Origin of the sequence: Meinhardsimonia xiamenensis (genome assembly GCF_900102905.1) — a bacterium.
GTDB classification, from domain to species: domain Bacteria; phylum Pseudomonadota; class Alphaproteobacteria; order Rhodobacterales; family Rhodobacteraceae; genus Meinhardsimonia; species Meinhardsimonia xiamenensis.
Map to the genome: position 1 here is coordinate 25691 of NZ_FNFV01000011.1, position 14783 is coordinate 40473.

Below are 14783 nucleotides of genomic sequence, written 5' to 3' on the forward strand. Positions count from 1 at the left end.
CCCCTGAAGTCATTTGCCCTGTCCGGCCACGCTTTCGGTGCCGCGGGTGAGGTAATAGGCGCCGAGGATCGGCAGGAAGGTGACGATGACCACCACCATCGCCACCACGTTCGTCACCGGGCGCTGGCGCGGGCGCACCAGCTCCTCGAGCATCCAGATCGGCAGTGTCTGCTGCTGGCCGGCGGTAAAGGTGGTGACAATCACCTCGTCAAAGCTCAGCGCAAAGGCGAGCATGCCGCCGGCCAGAAGCGCGGTGGCGATGTTGGGCAGGATCACGTAACGGAAGGTCTGAAAGCCGTCGGCGCCAAGGTCCATCGAGGCCTCGATGAGCGAGCCGGAGATGCGGCGGAAGCGGGCGACGGCGTTGTTGTAGACCACCACCACGCAGAAGGTGGCGTGGCCGAGCACGATGGTCCAGAAGCTGAAGGGGATGTCGGCCAGGCTGAAGGCCGATCGCAGCGCGATGCCGGTGATGATGCCCGGCAGCGCGATGGGCAGGATCACCATGAGCGAGATCACCTCGCGCCCGAAGAAGCGCGTGCGGCTGACGGCGGCGGCGCAAAGCGTGCCGAGCACGAGCGCCACCGCGGTGGAGACGGCGGCGACCCTGAGCGACAGCGACAGCGCCTGCCACACGTCCGGCCGGTTCCAGGTGACGGCAAACCACTTCAGCGTGAAGCCCGGCGGTGGCCACTGGTAGGACTTTTCCTCGGTGGTGAAGGCATAGACGAAGATCAGCAGGATCGGCAGGTGCATGAAGGCAAGGCCGGCACCGGCCGCGATCTTCAGCCAGCGGGGGGCGCGCTCAGAGTGCATCGAAGGCCCCCATGCGCTTGGCGAACCACAGATAGAACCCCATGATGACGATCGGCACCACGGTGAAGGCTGCGGCAAGCGGGATGTTTCCGGCGGTGCCCTGATAGGAATAGACGGCTTGGCCGAGGAAGAACCGCGAGGTGCCGATGATCTGGGGAATGATGTAGTCCCCGAGGGTCAGCGAAAAGGTGAAGATCGAGCCGGCAACCACGCCCGGCAGCGCCAGCGGCAGGAGCACATGGCGGAAGGTCTGCGCCGGCCGCGCGCCAAGATCGCTCGAGGCTTCGAGAAACGACACCGGCACGCGCTCAAGCGCAGCCTGCGTGGGCAGCACCATGAAGGGCAGCCAAACATAGAGGAAGACAAGAAAGGTGCCCGTCCAGCTCACCGATAGCGAATTGCCGCCGAGCACGGGCAGCGACAGATACGCCTCCAGAAGCCAGCTGAGGTGCAGCGTCTCGAACAGCCAGCCGAGGATGCCCTCCTTGGCGAGGATGAGCTTCCAGGCGTAGATCTTGACGAGATAGCTCGACCACAGGGGCAGCATCACCCCGAGATAGAAGAGCGCCTTCCAGCGGCCGCGGGCGTAGCGGGCCGCGAAATAGGCGATGGGAAAGCCGACAAGCGCCGCGGCCACCGTCACGAGGCTCGCCATCACCACGGTGCGGATGATGATGTCGATGTTCGCGGGCGTGAAGAGCTCGCGATAGCTCTTGAGCGTGAACTCCCGTACGATCATGCCCGAGAACTCGTCGATCGAGTAAAAGCTCTGCAACAGAAGTGCGAAGAGCGAGCCGAGATAGACGATCCCGAGCCAGAGGGCAGGCGGGGTCAGGAGCAGGAAGATGGTCAGCCCCGGCCGGCGCCAGAGCGCATCTGCAATCCGCGCGCGCAGGCCGGCGGGGGCGGGATCGACCACCGCGCTCATGCGCCAGCCTCCGTCATCAGATGCAGGTCTTCGCGCGCCCAAGTCACATGCACGCACGCTCCCTCCTGCGGTACCTCGACCCCTTTGGGCAGAAGCGCGACGAGCCTGAGCCCGCCCTCGGCCTCCAGCGCCACCCGCGTGGCCGCACCGTGAAAGGCGGTGCTCAGCACCGTCGCGGCAAGCCCCTCGGCGCCGAGCCGCAGCGCCTCGGGGCGCACCGCCGCGTGAACGTGTCGGCCTGCGACGCGCTCGGTCACTTCCGGGGGCAGCACGTTGGATGACCCCACGAAGCGGGCAACAAAGGGCACGCGCGGGCGGTAGTAGATGTCCTGCGGCGTGCCGACCTGAACGATGCGGCCTTCGTTGAACACCGCAACGCGATCGGCCATCGACAGCGCTTCGGTCTGGTCATGAGTGACGAAGACGAAGGTGATGCCGAGCCGACGCTGCAGCGCCTTCAGCTCCTCCTGCATCGCCTCGCGCAGCTTGAGATCGAGCGCGCCGAGCGGCTCGTCGAGCAAGAGCACCCGCGGGCGGTTGACGAGCGCGCGGGCCAGAGCGACCCGCTGGCGCTGGCCACCGGAAAGCTCGGAAGGCTTGCGCAGCCCGTAGCCCGGCAGCGCGACCATCTCGAGCGCCTCTTCCGCCGCCCGGTAGCGCTCAGGTTTGGGGCGGCCGGCCACCATCAGGCCGTAAGCCACGTTGTCGCGCACGTTGAGGTGCGGAAACAGCGCGTAGTCCTGAAACACCGTATTCACGTGCCGACGGTAGGGAGGCACGCCGGCCGTCGGCACGCCGAAGATCTCGATCTTGCCTGCGGTCGGCTGGTCAAAGCCGCCGATGAGCCGCAGGCAGGTGGTCTTGCCCGAGCCCGACGGCCCGAGCATGGCGAAGAATTCGCCTTCGGCGATTTCCATGTTGACGTTGTCAACGGCGCGCACCGGCCCGAAGTGACGCGACACGCCCGCAAAGCGCACGGCTGGAGTCATGTCTGGCTCGGCCTCGTGGTGGGTTGGGTGTTGCCCGCCGTTCCCTTCGGGAGAGGGGGAGTGGGAACGGCGGGCCAAGGCGGCGGCCTCAGCGGCCACCGATGACGCCGATGTAGTCGCTCACCCAGCGGTAGTAGGGCACGCAGCTGCCCTGGCTGGGGCAGTTCGACACCGGTGTTTGCCAGAAGTGGATCTTGTCGAAGTCGTCAAAGCCGTTCTTGCGGCAGCCCTCGGGCGTTTGCATGCCACGCCCGTCGGAGCAGGCCGCCGGCACCGAGGGGTTGGCGCCAAACCACACCGAAAGATCGGATTGGAGGTTCGACGACAGCGTGTGTTCCATCCACATGTAGGCGCAGTTGGGGTGGGCGGCGTCCACATGCATCATGGTGGTGTCGGCCCAGCCCGTGGCCCCTTCGACGGGGATGGTGGAGGCAACCGGGAAGCCCTCGGCCTGCAGCAGGTTCACCTGGAAGGGCCAGGAGCCCGAGGCGACGATGCCCTCGTTCTTGAAGTCGTCGATCTGGATGAAGGCATCATGCCAGTAGCGGGCCACCAACTTGCGCTGCTGGCGCAGAAGGTCGAGCGCGGCGTTGTATTGCTCCTGATTGAGCTCATAGGGCGACTTTATGCCGAGCTCGGGGCGGTGATACATCAGATAGAGCGCGGCATCGGCGATATAGATCGGCCCGTCATAGGCCTCGATCCGCCCCTTGTTGGACTTGCCGTCGGGCAGCGTCATCTCTTCGAACACCACGTTCCACGAGCTGGGCGGGCTGTCGCCGAAGGCTTCGGAGTTGTACATCAGCACATTCGGCCCCCACATGTAGGGCACGCCGTAATGCACCCCGTTCACCGTGTGCCAGGGCGCGTTCTTCAGCCGATCGTCGATGGTGTCCCAGCTCGGGATGAGCGAGATGTTGATGGGCTGCACGCGCTTGCCGGCGATCAGGCGCAGCGAGGCATCGCCCGAGGCGGTGACAAGGTCGAAACCGCCCTCGTTCATCAGCGCGACCATCTCGTCGGAGGTGTTGGCCGTCTTGACCTGGACCTTGCAGCCGGTGGCCTCCTCGAACTTGGTCACCCAGTCGAAGGCCGGGTCGGTCTCGCCCCGCTCGATGTATCCGGGCCAGGCGACGATATCGAGCTGGCCCTCGCCGGGGCCGATCTCGGTCAGCATTTCCGCGGCAAGAGCCTGACCGGCCAGCGCGCCCGCGGCGATCAGGGCGGTGCAGGATTTCAGAATCGGATTCATCTTGGTCTCCCTTGTCTGGACGGCAGTCACGAAAGCCCGGGCGCGTTCGACTCGCGCCTTCGCCTTGATCGCAGCATGACCCCGCCGGGAGCTCTCGGCAAATTCAATTAACCGAAGTCAGGTATCGGAAACACCGATGCCACGGGAACTAGCGCTCCCGCCCGCTTCCATGGACATTGGCGATGGCAACGAAGTCGCGGGCGGCCTCCGAGAGTGGTGCACCGCGGCGCCAGGCAAGCCCCACTTGCACCACTGGCAGCGCCCCCGAGACGTCGCGCGCCTCGATGCGATCGCCCTCCAGGGACCACGGGCGATAGAACAGGTCGGGCAGAAGTGCGATGCCGGCGCCCGTGGCCACAAGGCTGCGCACCGCCTCGACCGAGCGGGTGCGATAGGCGATGCGCGGCCGGCGGCCGAGTGCCGAGACGATCTTGACCGTTGCCTCGTCCATCTCGTCGATGTTCAGAACGATCATGTCCTCGCCGGCAAGATCCTCGATGGAAATGCTGTCGCTGTCGAGCAGGTGGTGGCCAATGGGCAGCCAGAGACGGAAGGGCGAAACCAGAAAGGTCTCCACCTGCAGCGCCTGGGGGTCATGCAGGTTGGAGACGGCCATGACCGCCACGTCGAGCTCGCCGCCGATGAGGAGATGTTCGAGGTATTCTCCGTTATCCTCGGTGATGGAGACCTCCACCTCGGGGTTGGCGCGGCGATAGCGCGCCAGCAGATCGGAGATCACATAGCCGGCCATCAGCGCCGTGACTCCGAGCTGAAGCTGCCCCGTGACCGCTTGGTCCGTAACCGCCATCGCGCGGCGCGCGGTTGCGACTTCGGCGAGGATCTTCGTGGCGTGGCGCAGCAGCCGATGCCCTTCGTGGGTGGTGTTGAGCCCGCGCGCGTGGCGCTCGAAGAGCTGAACGCCGAGGTCGAGCTCAAGTGCCTTGATCGCCTCGGTCAAGGCCGACTGCGAAATTGCCAGCTCCTGTGCAGCGCGGCTTATCGAGCCGTTCTCGGCGGCGGCCACAAAGTAACGCAGCTGGCGCAAGGTGAAGGCCATCGTGGCTCCGATTCGTGCCGGCGGGGAGGGGCGGATTTACCGATACCGCGTCCTGCGCCTCTGGTCATCCGATATTCGCAAGCCTTCCAAGCCATGGCCTTTGGGCCCTGGAAGGTTTCAGCAAGCCATTGCCTTCATGGTTTCCCCTCGCTTCCCTTTGGGCGGGCCGCGACCGCCAGACAGCGGGAGAGCGCATCGCGTCTGTCAGCAAAGGTTTCGGGCTCAGGCTCGGACATGAGTGTGACCACGCGCCGGACAGGGAGCGAGAAGGCACGGGGTTGGGCCTGTGGCCCGGAGGCGTGCGTTGATGGTTTCGCCCACGACTCCGAGGCCAATGACACGCAACTCGGTCCTTGCACCGTCAGAAGGGGAGGGGTGCCGGCAGCGAATGGTCTCCCTCAGCCGTCGACGAAGAGCCGCGTCGTTAGTACCGGCGACTGGACGTTGCCCGGCGCCTGGGCGCTGCGGGCGGATCATGCCGCCCGCAGCGCCTCTGCGCCCTCCCTGTCGGGCCTTTGCGTGATCGCGTCGGTCGCGTCCTCGACCAGCCCCTTGTGCAGCGCTATCACCGCCGCGTCGAAGTCGTCGTCATCAATCACCACCTGAAGGTCGACCTTGCGCATGAGGTCGTGCACGCCCAGCGGCGCGATGCCCGCCGCGGCGAGCACCTCGAGGGCCCGCTCCAGCACGCGGGCGCCGCGCAGGTCACGGCCGATGGCCGAGACGATCGCCACCCGCCGGCTGGAAATTTCCGCCGAGGGGAACTGGCGCGACAGCTCCGCCTCCACCCGCCTGATGGCCTTCATCGAGCCCTCGAGGAAATGGGTGATGGTGTTGGCATTCGAGGTCTTGGAGATGATGCGCAGCCGGTGGCGCCCGAGCGCCTCGAGGATCGCCGCATCGTAGCCCTTGACGCGGACCATGTCCTGATCGTGGAACTCGAAGGCAAAGACGCCCCGCACGCCGGTGACGATTTCCACCCCGGGGCGCGCGGCGGCGAGTCCCGACCGGATGAGCGTGCCCGGATGCTCCGGCTCGAAGGCGTTCTTCACCCGCAGGGGAATGCCCATCTGCCGCAAGCTCTTGGCCGCGCGCGGATGAATCGCCTCCATGCCCATGTTGGAGAGCTGGTCGGCAACATCGTAGCTGGTCTCCCCGATGACCCGAACGGCGTCCCGGCCCACGAGGCGCGGGTCGGCCGAGGAGAGATGGAATTCCTTGTGAATGATCGCTTCGCGCGCCCCTGTCACCACGGCGAGCCGCGAGAGCGTCACCTCCGAGTAGCCGCGGTCGAAGCTCTTCATCAGCATCTCGCGGCACTGCGCATAGCCGGTCACCACCGGCAGTTCGGCGGCAAGGTCGATGTCGGCGAAGGCCCGGGCGATGCGTTCGTCAAGCGGCAGGTCTTCGGTCTCGCGCCATCCGCTCAGGTCCACGAAGCGCGCGTTGACGCCTTGTTCCTTGAGCAGCAGCGCGGTGTTGAAGGCCGAGTGCACCTCTCCGAGGGAAGCGAGCATCTCGCGCACCGTGAGCAGGTGCTTTTCCATCTGGAAATGACCGAAGGAGCACAGGCGCGAGAGGTCGATCAGGCAGGAGCGCACGCCCTCCAAGCGATCCATGATGAACTTGTCCGCGATCTGGCGGCTGCCCGGATCGGAGAATATCTCGCCATTCTTCTCGATCATGACCCGCGCCACGCGCGAAAGCGCATCCCCCCAGCTCCAGCCGTCCTCGGCGCTTGCGAAGAGCGCAAAAACCCCGGGCTCTCCGGTCTTCTTGTGCTCGAGCAGCATGTCGGTGATGCCGCCATAGGCGGAGACCACGAAGATTCGATTGTACAGGGCGTCGCCCCTCCGCTCCCCGAGGAGTATGGTGTCGAGAAGCTCGCGGGTGCGCGACATCGACGTGCCGCCGATCTTTTCCACCGTATGGGCGTGGTCAGGGTTGCTGCCGGGCTGGCCGGGCGCGTTGTGCTGGCTCATCATGTCCCCTCGGCGCCACCGAGTGCAGGCGGCGCCATTCTTTCCTTGTCCGTTGATTGCGTTTGCATGGTCCTGACGGCGCCGGCCGCGGGGGTGAGGAGCGCCGGGCCTCGGCCCGCCGGGACCACTTGGCGGCGCGCGCGCCTCGAGCTCCCTTACCCCCTGGTCCCCGCCTCGAAGGGGCCGCGAGGCCGGACGCGCGTCGGCCGTGGGCCTTGTCTCAGGCGACCTCCTCGGCCGGCGCATAGGAGCCGTCCGCGCGATGCACCTCGCTTCCGGTGACGGGCGGGTTGAAGCAGCAGGCCATCACCATCTCGGACCTCGCGGTGAGGCGGTGCCGGTCGTGCTTGTCGAGCGCATACAGCACGCCCGGACGGATCTCGTGGACCTGGCCGGTGGCGAGATCCTCGATGGTGCCTTCTCCGGCGATGCAATAGACGCTTTCGAGATGATGCCTGTAGTGGAACAGGTGGCTCGTGCCCTCGTGGATACGGGTGATGTGAAAACTGAAGCCCATTCCGTCGCCGGCCAGAATGAGGCGCGTGCTGTCCCAGCCTTCGCCGCGAACATGCCGCTCGGAGTTTCGCGCGGCGCCCAGTTCCCTGACGATCATGTGTTTGTCTCCTCTGTTCACGTTGGCTTGACGGCGGTCTCACGCGGCGGCGCTGGCGCGGCCGTCCATCACGTCGGCAAAGGCCGCCTCGAGCGCGGCGAGTCCCTCGGCGAACTGCCGCATCGGGATGTTGAGGGGCGCGAGAACCTTCACGACCTCGCCGCGGGGGCCTGAGGTCTCGATGATGAGGCCCCTTGCGAAGGCCGCCCTGCAGACGGCGGCAGCGCGCGCGCCGTCCTCGGCATCTATGCCGCGCATCATGCCGCGCCCGCGCGGCGAAAACCCGTAGCAGGCGGCGATTTCGGCCAGCCGGCGGGCGAGAAACGCGCCCTTTTCTTCCACCTCCTCGATGAAGGCATCGTCCGCCCAGAACTTCTCGAGCGCCGCGCGCGCGGTGACGAAGGCGTGATTGTTGCCGCGGAAGGTTCCGTTGTGCTCGGCGGGTTTCCAGATGTCGTGCTCCGGCCGGATCAGCGCCACCGCCAGCGGCAGGCCCATGCCCGAGAGCGACTTGGCCATGGTGATGATGTCGGGGTTCAGCCCCATCCCGTCGAAGGAGAAGAAGCCGCCCGCGCGTCCGCAGCCCGCCTGGATGTCGTCGATGATGAAGAGCGCGCCGTGTTTGCGCGCGATGCCCTCGATCCGGCGCAGCCACGCGGGGGAGGCGGCGTTCAGGCCGCCTTCGCCCTGCACCGTCTCGACGAGGATCGCGGCCGGCTTGTCGATGCCGCTTCCGGGGTCGTCGAGCTGGCGCTCGAGCATCTCGGCGGTATCGACACCGTCGCCGAAGTAGCCGTCATAGGCGGCGCGGTGCACGCCGTTGAGCGGCACGGCCGCGCCCCTGCGGTGGCCCGAATTGCCGGTCGCGGCGAGCGCGCCGAGGGTCACGCCGTGAAACGCGTTGGTGAAGGCGATCACGTTCGTGCGCCCGGTGACCTTGCGCGCGAGCTTGATGGCCGCCTCCACCGCGTTGGCGCCGGTCGGCCCGGTGAACATCACGCGATGCGGCATGCCGCGGGGCGCGAGGATGTGGCGCTCGAAGGCCTCGAGAAATGCCGCCTTGGCCTCGGTGAACATGTCGAGACCATGCGCGATGCCGTCGCCCTGGATGTAGTCGACGAGCGCCTTCTTCAGGTCAGGCTCGTTGTGGCCGTAGTTGAGCGAGGCGCAGCCGGCCAGAAAATCCGTGTAGGCCCTGCCGTCGCGGCCGTGGATGGTGGCGCCGCTGGCGCTGGCGAAGAGATCGGGAAAGCTGCGCGCGTAAGAGCGCACCTGGCTCTCGACCCGATCGAAAAGGCCGTCCTTGCCGATGATGTCGCTCTTGTCGCGGGTGAGGTTTGGTGCCGTGTCAAGGCTCATGAGGTCATGCCTTCCGTTCGGTTTGGGGGAGAGGGGAGGGGACGCGTCGCCGCGCGGGTCAGGCTGCGGGGCGCAGGCCGAGATCGTCGCGGCTGAAGGGGCCGATGGTGACGAGGAATTCGGTGTCATGCGTGCCGCCGAACTCCTTGTCGCGGCGGAAGTGGGCGTGACGGGCCATGTCGGCCTCGAGGGCGTCGGCGATCGAGCCGAAGAGCGCCCAGGAGGCCGCGTTGTCGGCGGTGATCGTGCACTGGATGTGCCGCACCTCGGCGCAGATCCCGCGCGCGAGCACGTCGCCGACGAGCCGCCTGGCGAAGCCCCGGCCACGCGCCCGCGGGCTCACGCCGATCTGCCAGACAAACAGCGTATCGGGCGCGTGCGGGGGGATGTAGCCCGACATCCAGCCGAGGATGTCGCCCTCGGCCTCGGCCACGGCGCAGGTGTCGGCGAAATGGGTGCACTGCAGCAGGTTGCAGTAGAGGGAGTTGTCGTCGAGGCTTTCGCACTCGCGGATGAGGCGCCAGACGGCCGGCCCGTCCTCCCGCCGCGGCGGCCTGATCTGGATGGCGCGTGGTCGGGCACTGGTATCATCGCGGTGCACAGGCGCGAGCTGCATCATCGACCTCCGGTTATTCGCGGCCATGAAATTAGTAAGCACAAACTAAATGTCAACCGGGTTTCCTGTGTGGAATCCCAGAGCGTATGCCCATATCCAGATACTGCAGGGGATCTTCCGGTCTATCTTGCTTTTCTTATGTGTAACCTGTCGTGCTTCGGATGGCTGGCGCGCCATGAAATGCTTCGCTTGATGAAAGTATAATCGGTTCCGCCGCGGCCATCGCGCGGAAGCCGGGTATTGGTTTCGCGCGGCGGCCGGGCTAGCCTCGTTCGGCCACGGCGCATGCGCACGGCCCCACAGGCCCGCCGAACCGGAGTGAGGGGAGTTGGACAACCGAACCAGGCACGTGCTCTCGGCCCTGCGGAAGATCCTCCGCACCACCGAGCAGAACAACCGCCAGCTCATGCGCGAAACGGGGCTGACGCCGTCGCAGTTCGTCTTCATGCAGCTCCTGGAGGAGGGCGGGGAGCAGACGGCCGGACAGCTTGCGGCCCGGCTGGGCATCACTCAGGCCACCGCGACCGGCATCATCCACAGGCTCGAGGAGCTCGGGATGGTCCGCCGCAGAAGGGGAGAGAAGGACCGCAGGCAGGTCTGGCTCTCGCTCACCGAGGAAGGGCGCAAGGCGCTCGAGACGGCCCCGGACGGGATCCACGCGCGGTTCCTTGAGTCCTTCGCGGCGCTGGAGGACTGGGAACAGCTCATGCTGATCGCCGCGCTGGAACGGGTTGCGGCGATGCTGGGCAACGAGGATGCCCACGCCGCCGCGGTGCTCGACGCCAGCGACGTGCTCGCCCCCAGGGCTGGCGCCGAGGCCGCCGCGCCAGCCGGCGCGGGGCGCAGCGAGCCCTCCGACCCGCGCAGCTGAGCCGGGCGGGCCTCCAGAATTCGGCAAAAGCGATCGCGGAACGCACCGGGCCTCGGAAAGCCAAGGTTTCTCCGGCCCGAAAACCGGCCGTCATCGTCCACGCGATGTGGCGCACGCACATGCCATTCCGGGAGCCGGCGATGGCCTAACAGGGAAACCGACGCCGCTCATCAGCGCGACGAAATGCGCTCAGACGGGAGGCGCGGCAAGGGTGAGGCCGCTCCGCAGACTGCGGGATGGACCGCGCGCACCGCTTCGACCACCCGACCCTGAACGCAAGCATGCGGCGCCCGCCTTTTTCCTAGAGAGCGATCGAGATCGCCTGGGGCTTAACGCCCCCGGGCTTCTGGCCCTCAGCGGCCGCCCACCGCGGGGGCCGGATACCCCGCGGCACGGGAAAGGACGGCGGCGGGGTCGTGGGCAGCAGGGTCATCGGTCTCGCCCGCCCAGGCGGCGTAAAGATCGGGGCTGATCAGGACCAGCCCCGCGCCATAACGCGCGGCCTCGCCGCTGCGCGGGGCGGTCAGCACGGTCAGCGGCAAGCCAAGGGCTCGCGCTGCATCCGCCCAAGGGGCGGGATCGGCATCGAGCGCCAGCAGTGTGAGCCCCGGTCCCAGCGCCTGGTGCAACCCCCGCCCGTCGGGCAGGGTCATCGGTGCCATGTGGTGGCTCGCGCGGGCGGCGAAGTCGTGCCGTCCCCGCGCCGAGGGCGTGCCCCGGCTGCTCGGCACGATCGGTGAGCGCTCGTAATGAGGCTCGAAGGCGACGACTTCCTCCGCCCCGGCATTGCGGGCCGCCCAAGCGGCCTCGAAGGCGGCACGGTCGCGTTCGGGAGAGAAGCGGCGCAGGAAAGCGCGGTCCTCCTCGATGAACCGCTCGGTAAAGTCGCGTGCGGTCGAGATGAATACCGGGCGCCGCTCCGCGTCATAGCTGTCGAGCAGCTCCGGCCCGCCCCAGCCCTGCAGCACTGCTGCCAGCTTCCAGCCAAGGTTCCGGGCATCCTCAAAGCCGGTGTTGATGCCATAGCCGCCATAGGGCGGATGGGAATGGGCCGCATCCCCGGCGATGAAGACCCGCCCCGCGCGCCAGCGGTCGGCGACCGCGATGCGCAGGTCCCAAAAGCCCAGATGGATCAGCTCGAACGGAAACGCACGACCAACCGCCGCGGCCAGGAGCCCGCCAAGATCGAGCGTGCCGGCGGTGGTTCCCTGCGGCACCGGGGCGTGGAAGAACCAGGTCGTATCGGCATCGACCCGACCGAGAAAGCGCCAGTAGCCGTCCGGCTCGGGCGCCAGCGCGTTGTAGAACCAGCGCGTTTTTGAAGCTGCGCGGCGGATGCACCGACAGGATCCGGTGCAGCTCGGGCGAGCGGAACACCACCAGCACCATCAGCCGGTCATGGTCGTGCCGGGCCTCGGTGATGCCGGCCGCCTCGCGCACCATTGAATGGCTGCCGTCGCAGCCCGCGACATATCGCCCGCGCACCGGGCCGGCATCGGTGAGGACGGTGACGCCTTCGGCCTCCGGCTCAAAAGCCCCGTGGCCGTCACGCCAAGGCGCAGGTCGATGCCAAGCGCGGCGGCTCGGGCGCGCAGGACCGCCTCGGTGGCATACTGGGGCAACCGCTCGTTGTCGGTGTGTTAATAGGAGCGCACCCTCTCGCGCGGCAGCCATTCATAGCGCCACTCCGACAGGATCTGCCCGTAGCATACGAGCCCGCCGCGGGCGTGGTCCGGCGGGAGAAGACGCGCGGCGCGAAGGGCCTCCTCGGCCCCCCAGGCGGCGAAGGACTCCATGGTCCGCTGGGTCAGGTTCTGCCCCTTGGGGATGGGCGGAATGGTGACATTGCGTTCGATCACGGTCACCGAAGCGCCGCGCTGGGTCAGCTCGATTGCCAGTCCCAGACCGACCGGCCCGCCGCCCACGATCACCACGTCGCGCATCAGAACGTGGCTCCGGTCAGCGCCGCCAGGTTTCCGTGACAGATCCGCGCGCGGGTCTCCTCGGGGATGTCGAGGCTGTCGATGATGCGGATCGTCTCGCGGATGTACATCGGACCTCCCTCCGGGTCGAAGGGGGCATCGGAGGCGAACACCACCCGTTCGGGGCCGAAGAACTCAAGGGCATGCTCAATCGCCTTGCGCGAGCCGAAGGCTGCGGTATCCGCGACGAATTCGCGGAAATGGTCGAGATGCGGCCGCTGCAGCCGCTTCAGCACCGCGCCCAGGTCGCGGTCGGTGGTGCGCGCGCCCATCTGCTGCCAGCCTGGGCCGACGCGACCTTCGAAGAAGGGCACCATGCCGCCGCCGTGATGGGTGACGACCTTCAGCCCCGGATGCCTGTCGAACAGTCCCGAGAACACCATCCGCGCCATCGCGGCCGAGGTTTCACAGGGCCAGCCGAAGGTCCACCAGATCTAGTATTCCGAGCGCGTCTCGGTCTTGTAGTCGGCGAAGTCCTGGCCGCGGGCGGGGTGCATCCAGACCGGCTTTCCTACGCTGGCCATGTAGGCGAAGAAGGGATCGAACTCGGGCAGGTCCAGCGGCCTGCCGTTCACATTGGTGAAGATCTGCATGCCCAGCGCGCCGAGCTCTTCGATGGCGCGGCGGCTTTCCTCGACCAGCGCGTCGGGATTGTTCATCGGCGCGGTGCCGATGAAGCCCGCAAAGCGGTCGGGATGTCTCTCGCATAGCTCGGCCATCGAGTCCGAGCCGATCCGCGACAGTTCCAGCGCCTTGTCGGGCCCGGCCAGTTTCTCCAGCGGCGGCGAGGCCAGCGAGAGGACCTGGCGGCGTGCTGTGAGTCACACTCTAGGCTCAGGACCCAAAAAAGCATTCCCTCGGGGCAGGCGATGTGATTCAAACATCCCAGATGTTGGGGGTTTCGCCATGAGCAGCCACCACTTCTGGCTTTCTGAGAAGCGGTTTGAGCGTCTCAAGCCGCTGTTGCCCAACAAGCCGCGCGGCGTGCCGCGCGTGGATGACCGGCGGGTCATTTCCGGCATCATCCACGTCATCCGCAATGGGCTGATGTGGAAGGATGCGCCGAGCATCTAGGCTCAGGACTCATGACCAGAAGGTAACGGTTGCGGCGATGCAGATTGCGCTCATGAATGTGTGTGTGCATCGGTCGTAACGCATGGCGATGCGGCGCCAGTCCTTGAGGCGGCCGAACATGCGCTCGACGAGGTTGCGGCGCTTGTAGAGCCCGGCGTCGAAGGGAACGGGTTCGCGCCGGTTGCCGCGGGGCGGGATGCAGGGAGTGATACGGCGTTCCTGGAGCGCCTCGCGCAGCCAGTCGGCGTCGTATCCTCGATCCGCGATCAGGATCGAGTCGTCGGGCGGGAGATGGCCGAAGATGTGCCGTGCGCCTTCGCAGTCGCTGACCTGCCCCTTTGTTAGAAGCAATATCAAGAGCTTGCCATCGCCATCGCAAACCGCATGCAGCTTCGAGTTCAGTGCCCCTTGGTGGATAGTGTCCCACCGCATGGTATAAGAGGGCCGTTCCTCGGAGAGGTCCGCGTTGATCAGGGCGTCACGGCTTGCAACCTGACGGTGGGATTGTCGGTGACGCGGGCGAGGGTTTCAAGGCTCATGCAGCGCCGCGCCATGGCCCATTCGTCGTTGGTCTCGAGCATCAGCGCGCCGACGAGGCGGACGATGGCTTCGTCGTTCGGGAAGATGCCGATGACGTCCGACCGCCGTTTCACCTCACGGTTCACCCGTTCCAGGGGGTTCGTCGAAGCGATCTGGGCCCAGTATTCGCGAGAGAATGACATGTAGGCCAACACGTCATTGCGGGAGCTGTCCATGAGGACGCCGAGTTTGGGCTGCTTCTCGCGAAGCGCATCGGCGACAATCTCCTATTGGGCTTGTTCATCGGCCTTGGTTCCTGAGCGAAGATCGTCTTTAGCATCGCCGCCACCGCTGTGCGCTGCTTGGTCGGGGCGTGGGCCAGAGCGTTTGACCTGCCCCCCGCTGGTCCCTCATTCATAACGAGAGTCTGCGGGTTTGGGTTTGATAGTCTTCGGTTTCGGTTTGGGCAAGCGCGCCGGGCGCGGAGCCGTCGATTTGCTCAAGCGCTCGGCGCGCTTGCAGCGGCGTCCGGTTTCCGAGTGACGAGTGCGGCCTGATGGTGTTGTAGTCGTAGCGCCAAAGGGCCAGCTTCCGGCGGGCATCGTCCAGGGTGTCAAATATCTCCTCGTTCAGCAGCTCGTCGCGCAGGCTGCCGTTGAAAGACTCGATGTAGGCGTTCTGCTGCGGCTTTCCGGGGTCGATGTAATGCCACGGCACATCGTTCT

At 66.7% G+C, this 14783-nt stretch carries 14 protein-coding genes and 4 pseudogenes; 2 read left to right on the forward strand and 16 right to left on the reverse strand.

Translation table 11 applies throughout. The annotated features are described in order from the left end of the window. Window positions 1-9: 9 nt before the first annotated feature. The 9 genes from BLQ14_RS14605 to ectA all read right to left on the reverse strand — a co-directional run bounded on the left by BLQ14_RS14605 (window position 10) and on the right by ectA (window position 9612). Complete coding sequence (locus BLQ14_RS14605) at window positions 10-816, reverse strand: ABC transporter permease (RefSeq protein WP_092501315.1); 807 nt, start codon at window positions 814-816, stop codon at window positions 10-12. Further along, window positions 806-1744, reverse strand: coding sequence for an ABC transporter permease (locus tag BLQ14_RS14610; protein ID WP_092501316.1), 939 nt, complete (start codon window positions 1742-1744; stop codon window positions 806-808). The genes BLQ14_RS14605 and BLQ14_RS14610 overlap by 11 nt, the downstream gene beginning before the upstream one ends. Then, entirely contained in the window at window positions 1741-2733 is a 993-nt protein-coding gene (locus BLQ14_RS14615) for an ABC transporter ATP-binding protein (protein ID WP_092501317.1), read from the reverse strand. The genes BLQ14_RS14610 and BLQ14_RS14615 overlap by 4 nt, the downstream gene beginning before the upstream one ends. Before the next feature lie 88 nt (window positions 2734-2821). After that, window positions 2822-3985 (reverse strand): ABC transporter substrate-binding protein, encoded by a 1164-nt coding sequence (locus tag BLQ14_RS14620; protein ID WP_092501318.1) that lies wholly within the window; start codon window positions 3983-3985, stop codon window positions 2822-2824. 148 nt (window positions 3986-4133) lie between these two features. Next, a complete protein-coding gene (locus tag BLQ14_RS14625) occupies window positions 4134-5042 on the reverse strand; it encodes a LysR family transcriptional regulator (RefSeq protein WP_092501319.1) in 909 nt (302 codons plus the stop codon). 473 nt (window positions 5043-5515) lie between these two features. Then, a complete protein-coding gene (locus BLQ14_RS14630) occupies window positions 5516-7024 on the reverse strand; it encodes an aspartate kinase (protein ID WP_092501329.1) in 1509 nt (502 codons plus the stop codon). Between the two features lie 220 nt (window positions 7025-7244). Continuing rightward, window positions 7245-7637, reverse strand: coding sequence for an ectoine synthase (locus BLQ14_RS14635; protein ID WP_092501320.1), 393 nt, complete (start codon window positions 7635-7637; stop codon window positions 7245-7247). A 39-nt stretch (window positions 7638-7676) separates the two neighbouring features. Then, a complete protein-coding gene (ectB, locus tag BLQ14_RS14640; RefSeq protein WP_092501321.1) occupies window positions 7677-8996 on the reverse strand; it encodes a diaminobutyrate--2-oxoglutarate transaminase in 1320 nt (439 codons plus the stop codon). A gap of 58 nt (window positions 8997-9054) precedes the next feature. Beyond that, a complete protein-coding gene (gene ectA / locus BLQ14_RS14645; RefSeq protein ID WP_092501322.1) occupies window positions 9055-9612 on the reverse strand; it encodes a diaminobutyrate acetyltransferase in 558 nt (185 codons plus the stop codon). Window positions 9613-9940: 328 nt separating this feature from the next. Between ectA and BLQ14_RS14650 the strand changes: the two genes are divergently transcribed. Then, the gene (locus BLQ14_RS14650; RefSeq protein WP_143004506.1) at window positions 9941-10483 is read left to right on the forward strand and encodes a MarR family winged helix-turn-helix transcriptional regulator; all 543 of its coding nucleotides are present in this window, start codon (window positions 9941-9943) and stop codon (window positions 10481-10483) included. A 353-nt stretch (window positions 10484-10836) separates the two neighbouring features. Here BLQ14_RS14650 and BLQ14_RS15650 read toward each other — a convergent pair whose 3' ends face one another. From BLQ14_RS15650 to BLQ14_RS15700, 4 genes and pseudogenes are all read right to left on the reverse strand, one after another. Further along, on the reverse strand, window positions 10837-11700 hold the full coding sequence (locus BLQ14_RS15650) for an FAD-dependent monooxygenase (protein ID WP_281220859.1): 864 nt from the start codon (window positions 11698-11700) through the stop codon (window positions 10837-10839). 190 nt (window positions 11701-11890) lie between these two features. Next, window positions 11891-12157, reverse strand: a pseudogene (locus tag BLQ14_RS15675) (FAD-dependent monooxygenase); the annotation flags it as partial. Then, on the reverse strand, window positions 12124-12426 hold the full coding sequence (locus BLQ14_RS14660; protein ID WP_092501325.1) for an FAD-dependent oxidoreductase: 303 nt from the start codon (window positions 12424-12426) through the stop codon (window positions 12124-12126). The gene BLQ14_RS14660 and the pseudogene BLQ14_RS15675, both read right to left, overlap by 34 nt. Then, a pseudogene (locus tag BLQ14_RS15700) lies at window positions 12426-13184 on the reverse strand (amidohydrolase family protein). The gene BLQ14_RS14660 and the pseudogene BLQ14_RS15700 overlap by 1 nt, the downstream one beginning before the upstream one ends. A 187-nt stretch (window positions 13185-13371) precedes the next feature. Between BLQ14_RS15700 and BLQ14_RS14670 the strand changes: the two are divergent. Further along, window positions 13372-13530: pseudogene (locus tag BLQ14_RS14670) on the forward strand (transposase); the annotation flags it as partial. Window positions 13531-13548: 18 nt separating this feature from the next. Here the strand turns inward: BLQ14_RS14670 and BLQ14_RS14675 are convergent. The 3 genes and pseudogenes from BLQ14_RS14675 to BLQ14_RS14685 all read right to left on the reverse strand — a co-directional run. Continuing rightward, a complete protein-coding gene (locus BLQ14_RS14675; protein WP_092501327.1) occupies window positions 13549-13971 on the reverse strand; it encodes an IS5 family transposase in 423 nt (140 codons plus the stop codon). 38 nt (window positions 13972-14009) lie between these two features. Continuing rightward, window positions 14010-14446, reverse strand: a pseudogene (locus BLQ14_RS14680) (transposase); the annotation flags it as partial. Between the two features lie 26 nt (window positions 14447-14472). Next, the coding region (locus BLQ14_RS14685; protein WP_143004503.1) for an integrase core domain-containing protein at window positions 14473-14783 on the reverse strand (311 nt) is incomplete at its 5' end.

Coding starts and splice junctions, on each gene's coding strand:
- BLQ14_RS14605 (WP_092501315.1), bottom strand. CDS start 816: ATGCACTCTGAGCGCGCCCCCCGCTGGCTGAAGATCGCGGCCGGTGCC.
- BLQ14_RS14635 (WP_092501320.1), bottom strand. CDS start 7,637: ATGATCGTCAGGGAACTGGGCGCCGCGCGAAACTCCGAGCGGCATGTT.
- BLQ14_RS14625 (WP_092501319.1), bottom strand. CDS start 5,042: ATGGCCTTCACCTTGCGCCAGCTGCGTTACTTTGTGGCCGCCGCCGAG.
- BLQ14_RS14610 (WP_092501316.1), bottom strand. CDS start 1,744: ATGAGCGCGGTGGTCGATCCCGCCCCCGCCGGCCTGCGCGCGCGGATT.
- ectA (WP_092501322.1), bottom strand. CDS start 9,612: ATGCAGCTCGCGCCTGTGCACCGCGATGATACCAGTGCCCGACCACGC.
- BLQ14_RS14660 (WP_092501325.1), bottom strand. CDS start 12,426: ATGCGCGACGTGGTGATCGTGGGCGGCGGGCCGGTCGGTCTGGGACTG.
- BLQ14_RS14630 (WP_092501329.1), bottom strand. CDS start 7,024: ATGAGCCAGCACAACGCGCCCGGCCAGCCCGGCAGCAACCCTGACCAC.
- ectB (WP_092501321.1), bottom strand. CDS start 8,996: ATGAGCCTTGACACGGCACCAAACCTCACCCGCGACAAGAGCGACATC.
- BLQ14_RS14620 (WP_092501318.1), bottom strand. CDS start 3,985: ATGAATCCGATTCTGAAATCCTGCACCGCCCTGATCGCCGCGGGCGCG.
- BLQ14_RS14615 (WP_092501317.1), bottom strand. CDS start 2,733: ATGACTCCAGCCGTGCGCTTTGCGGGCGTGTCGCGTCACTTCGGGCCG.
- BLQ14_RS14675 (WP_092501327.1), bottom strand. CDS start 13,971: ATGCGGTGGGACACTATCCACCAAGGGGCACTGAACTCGAAGCTGCAT.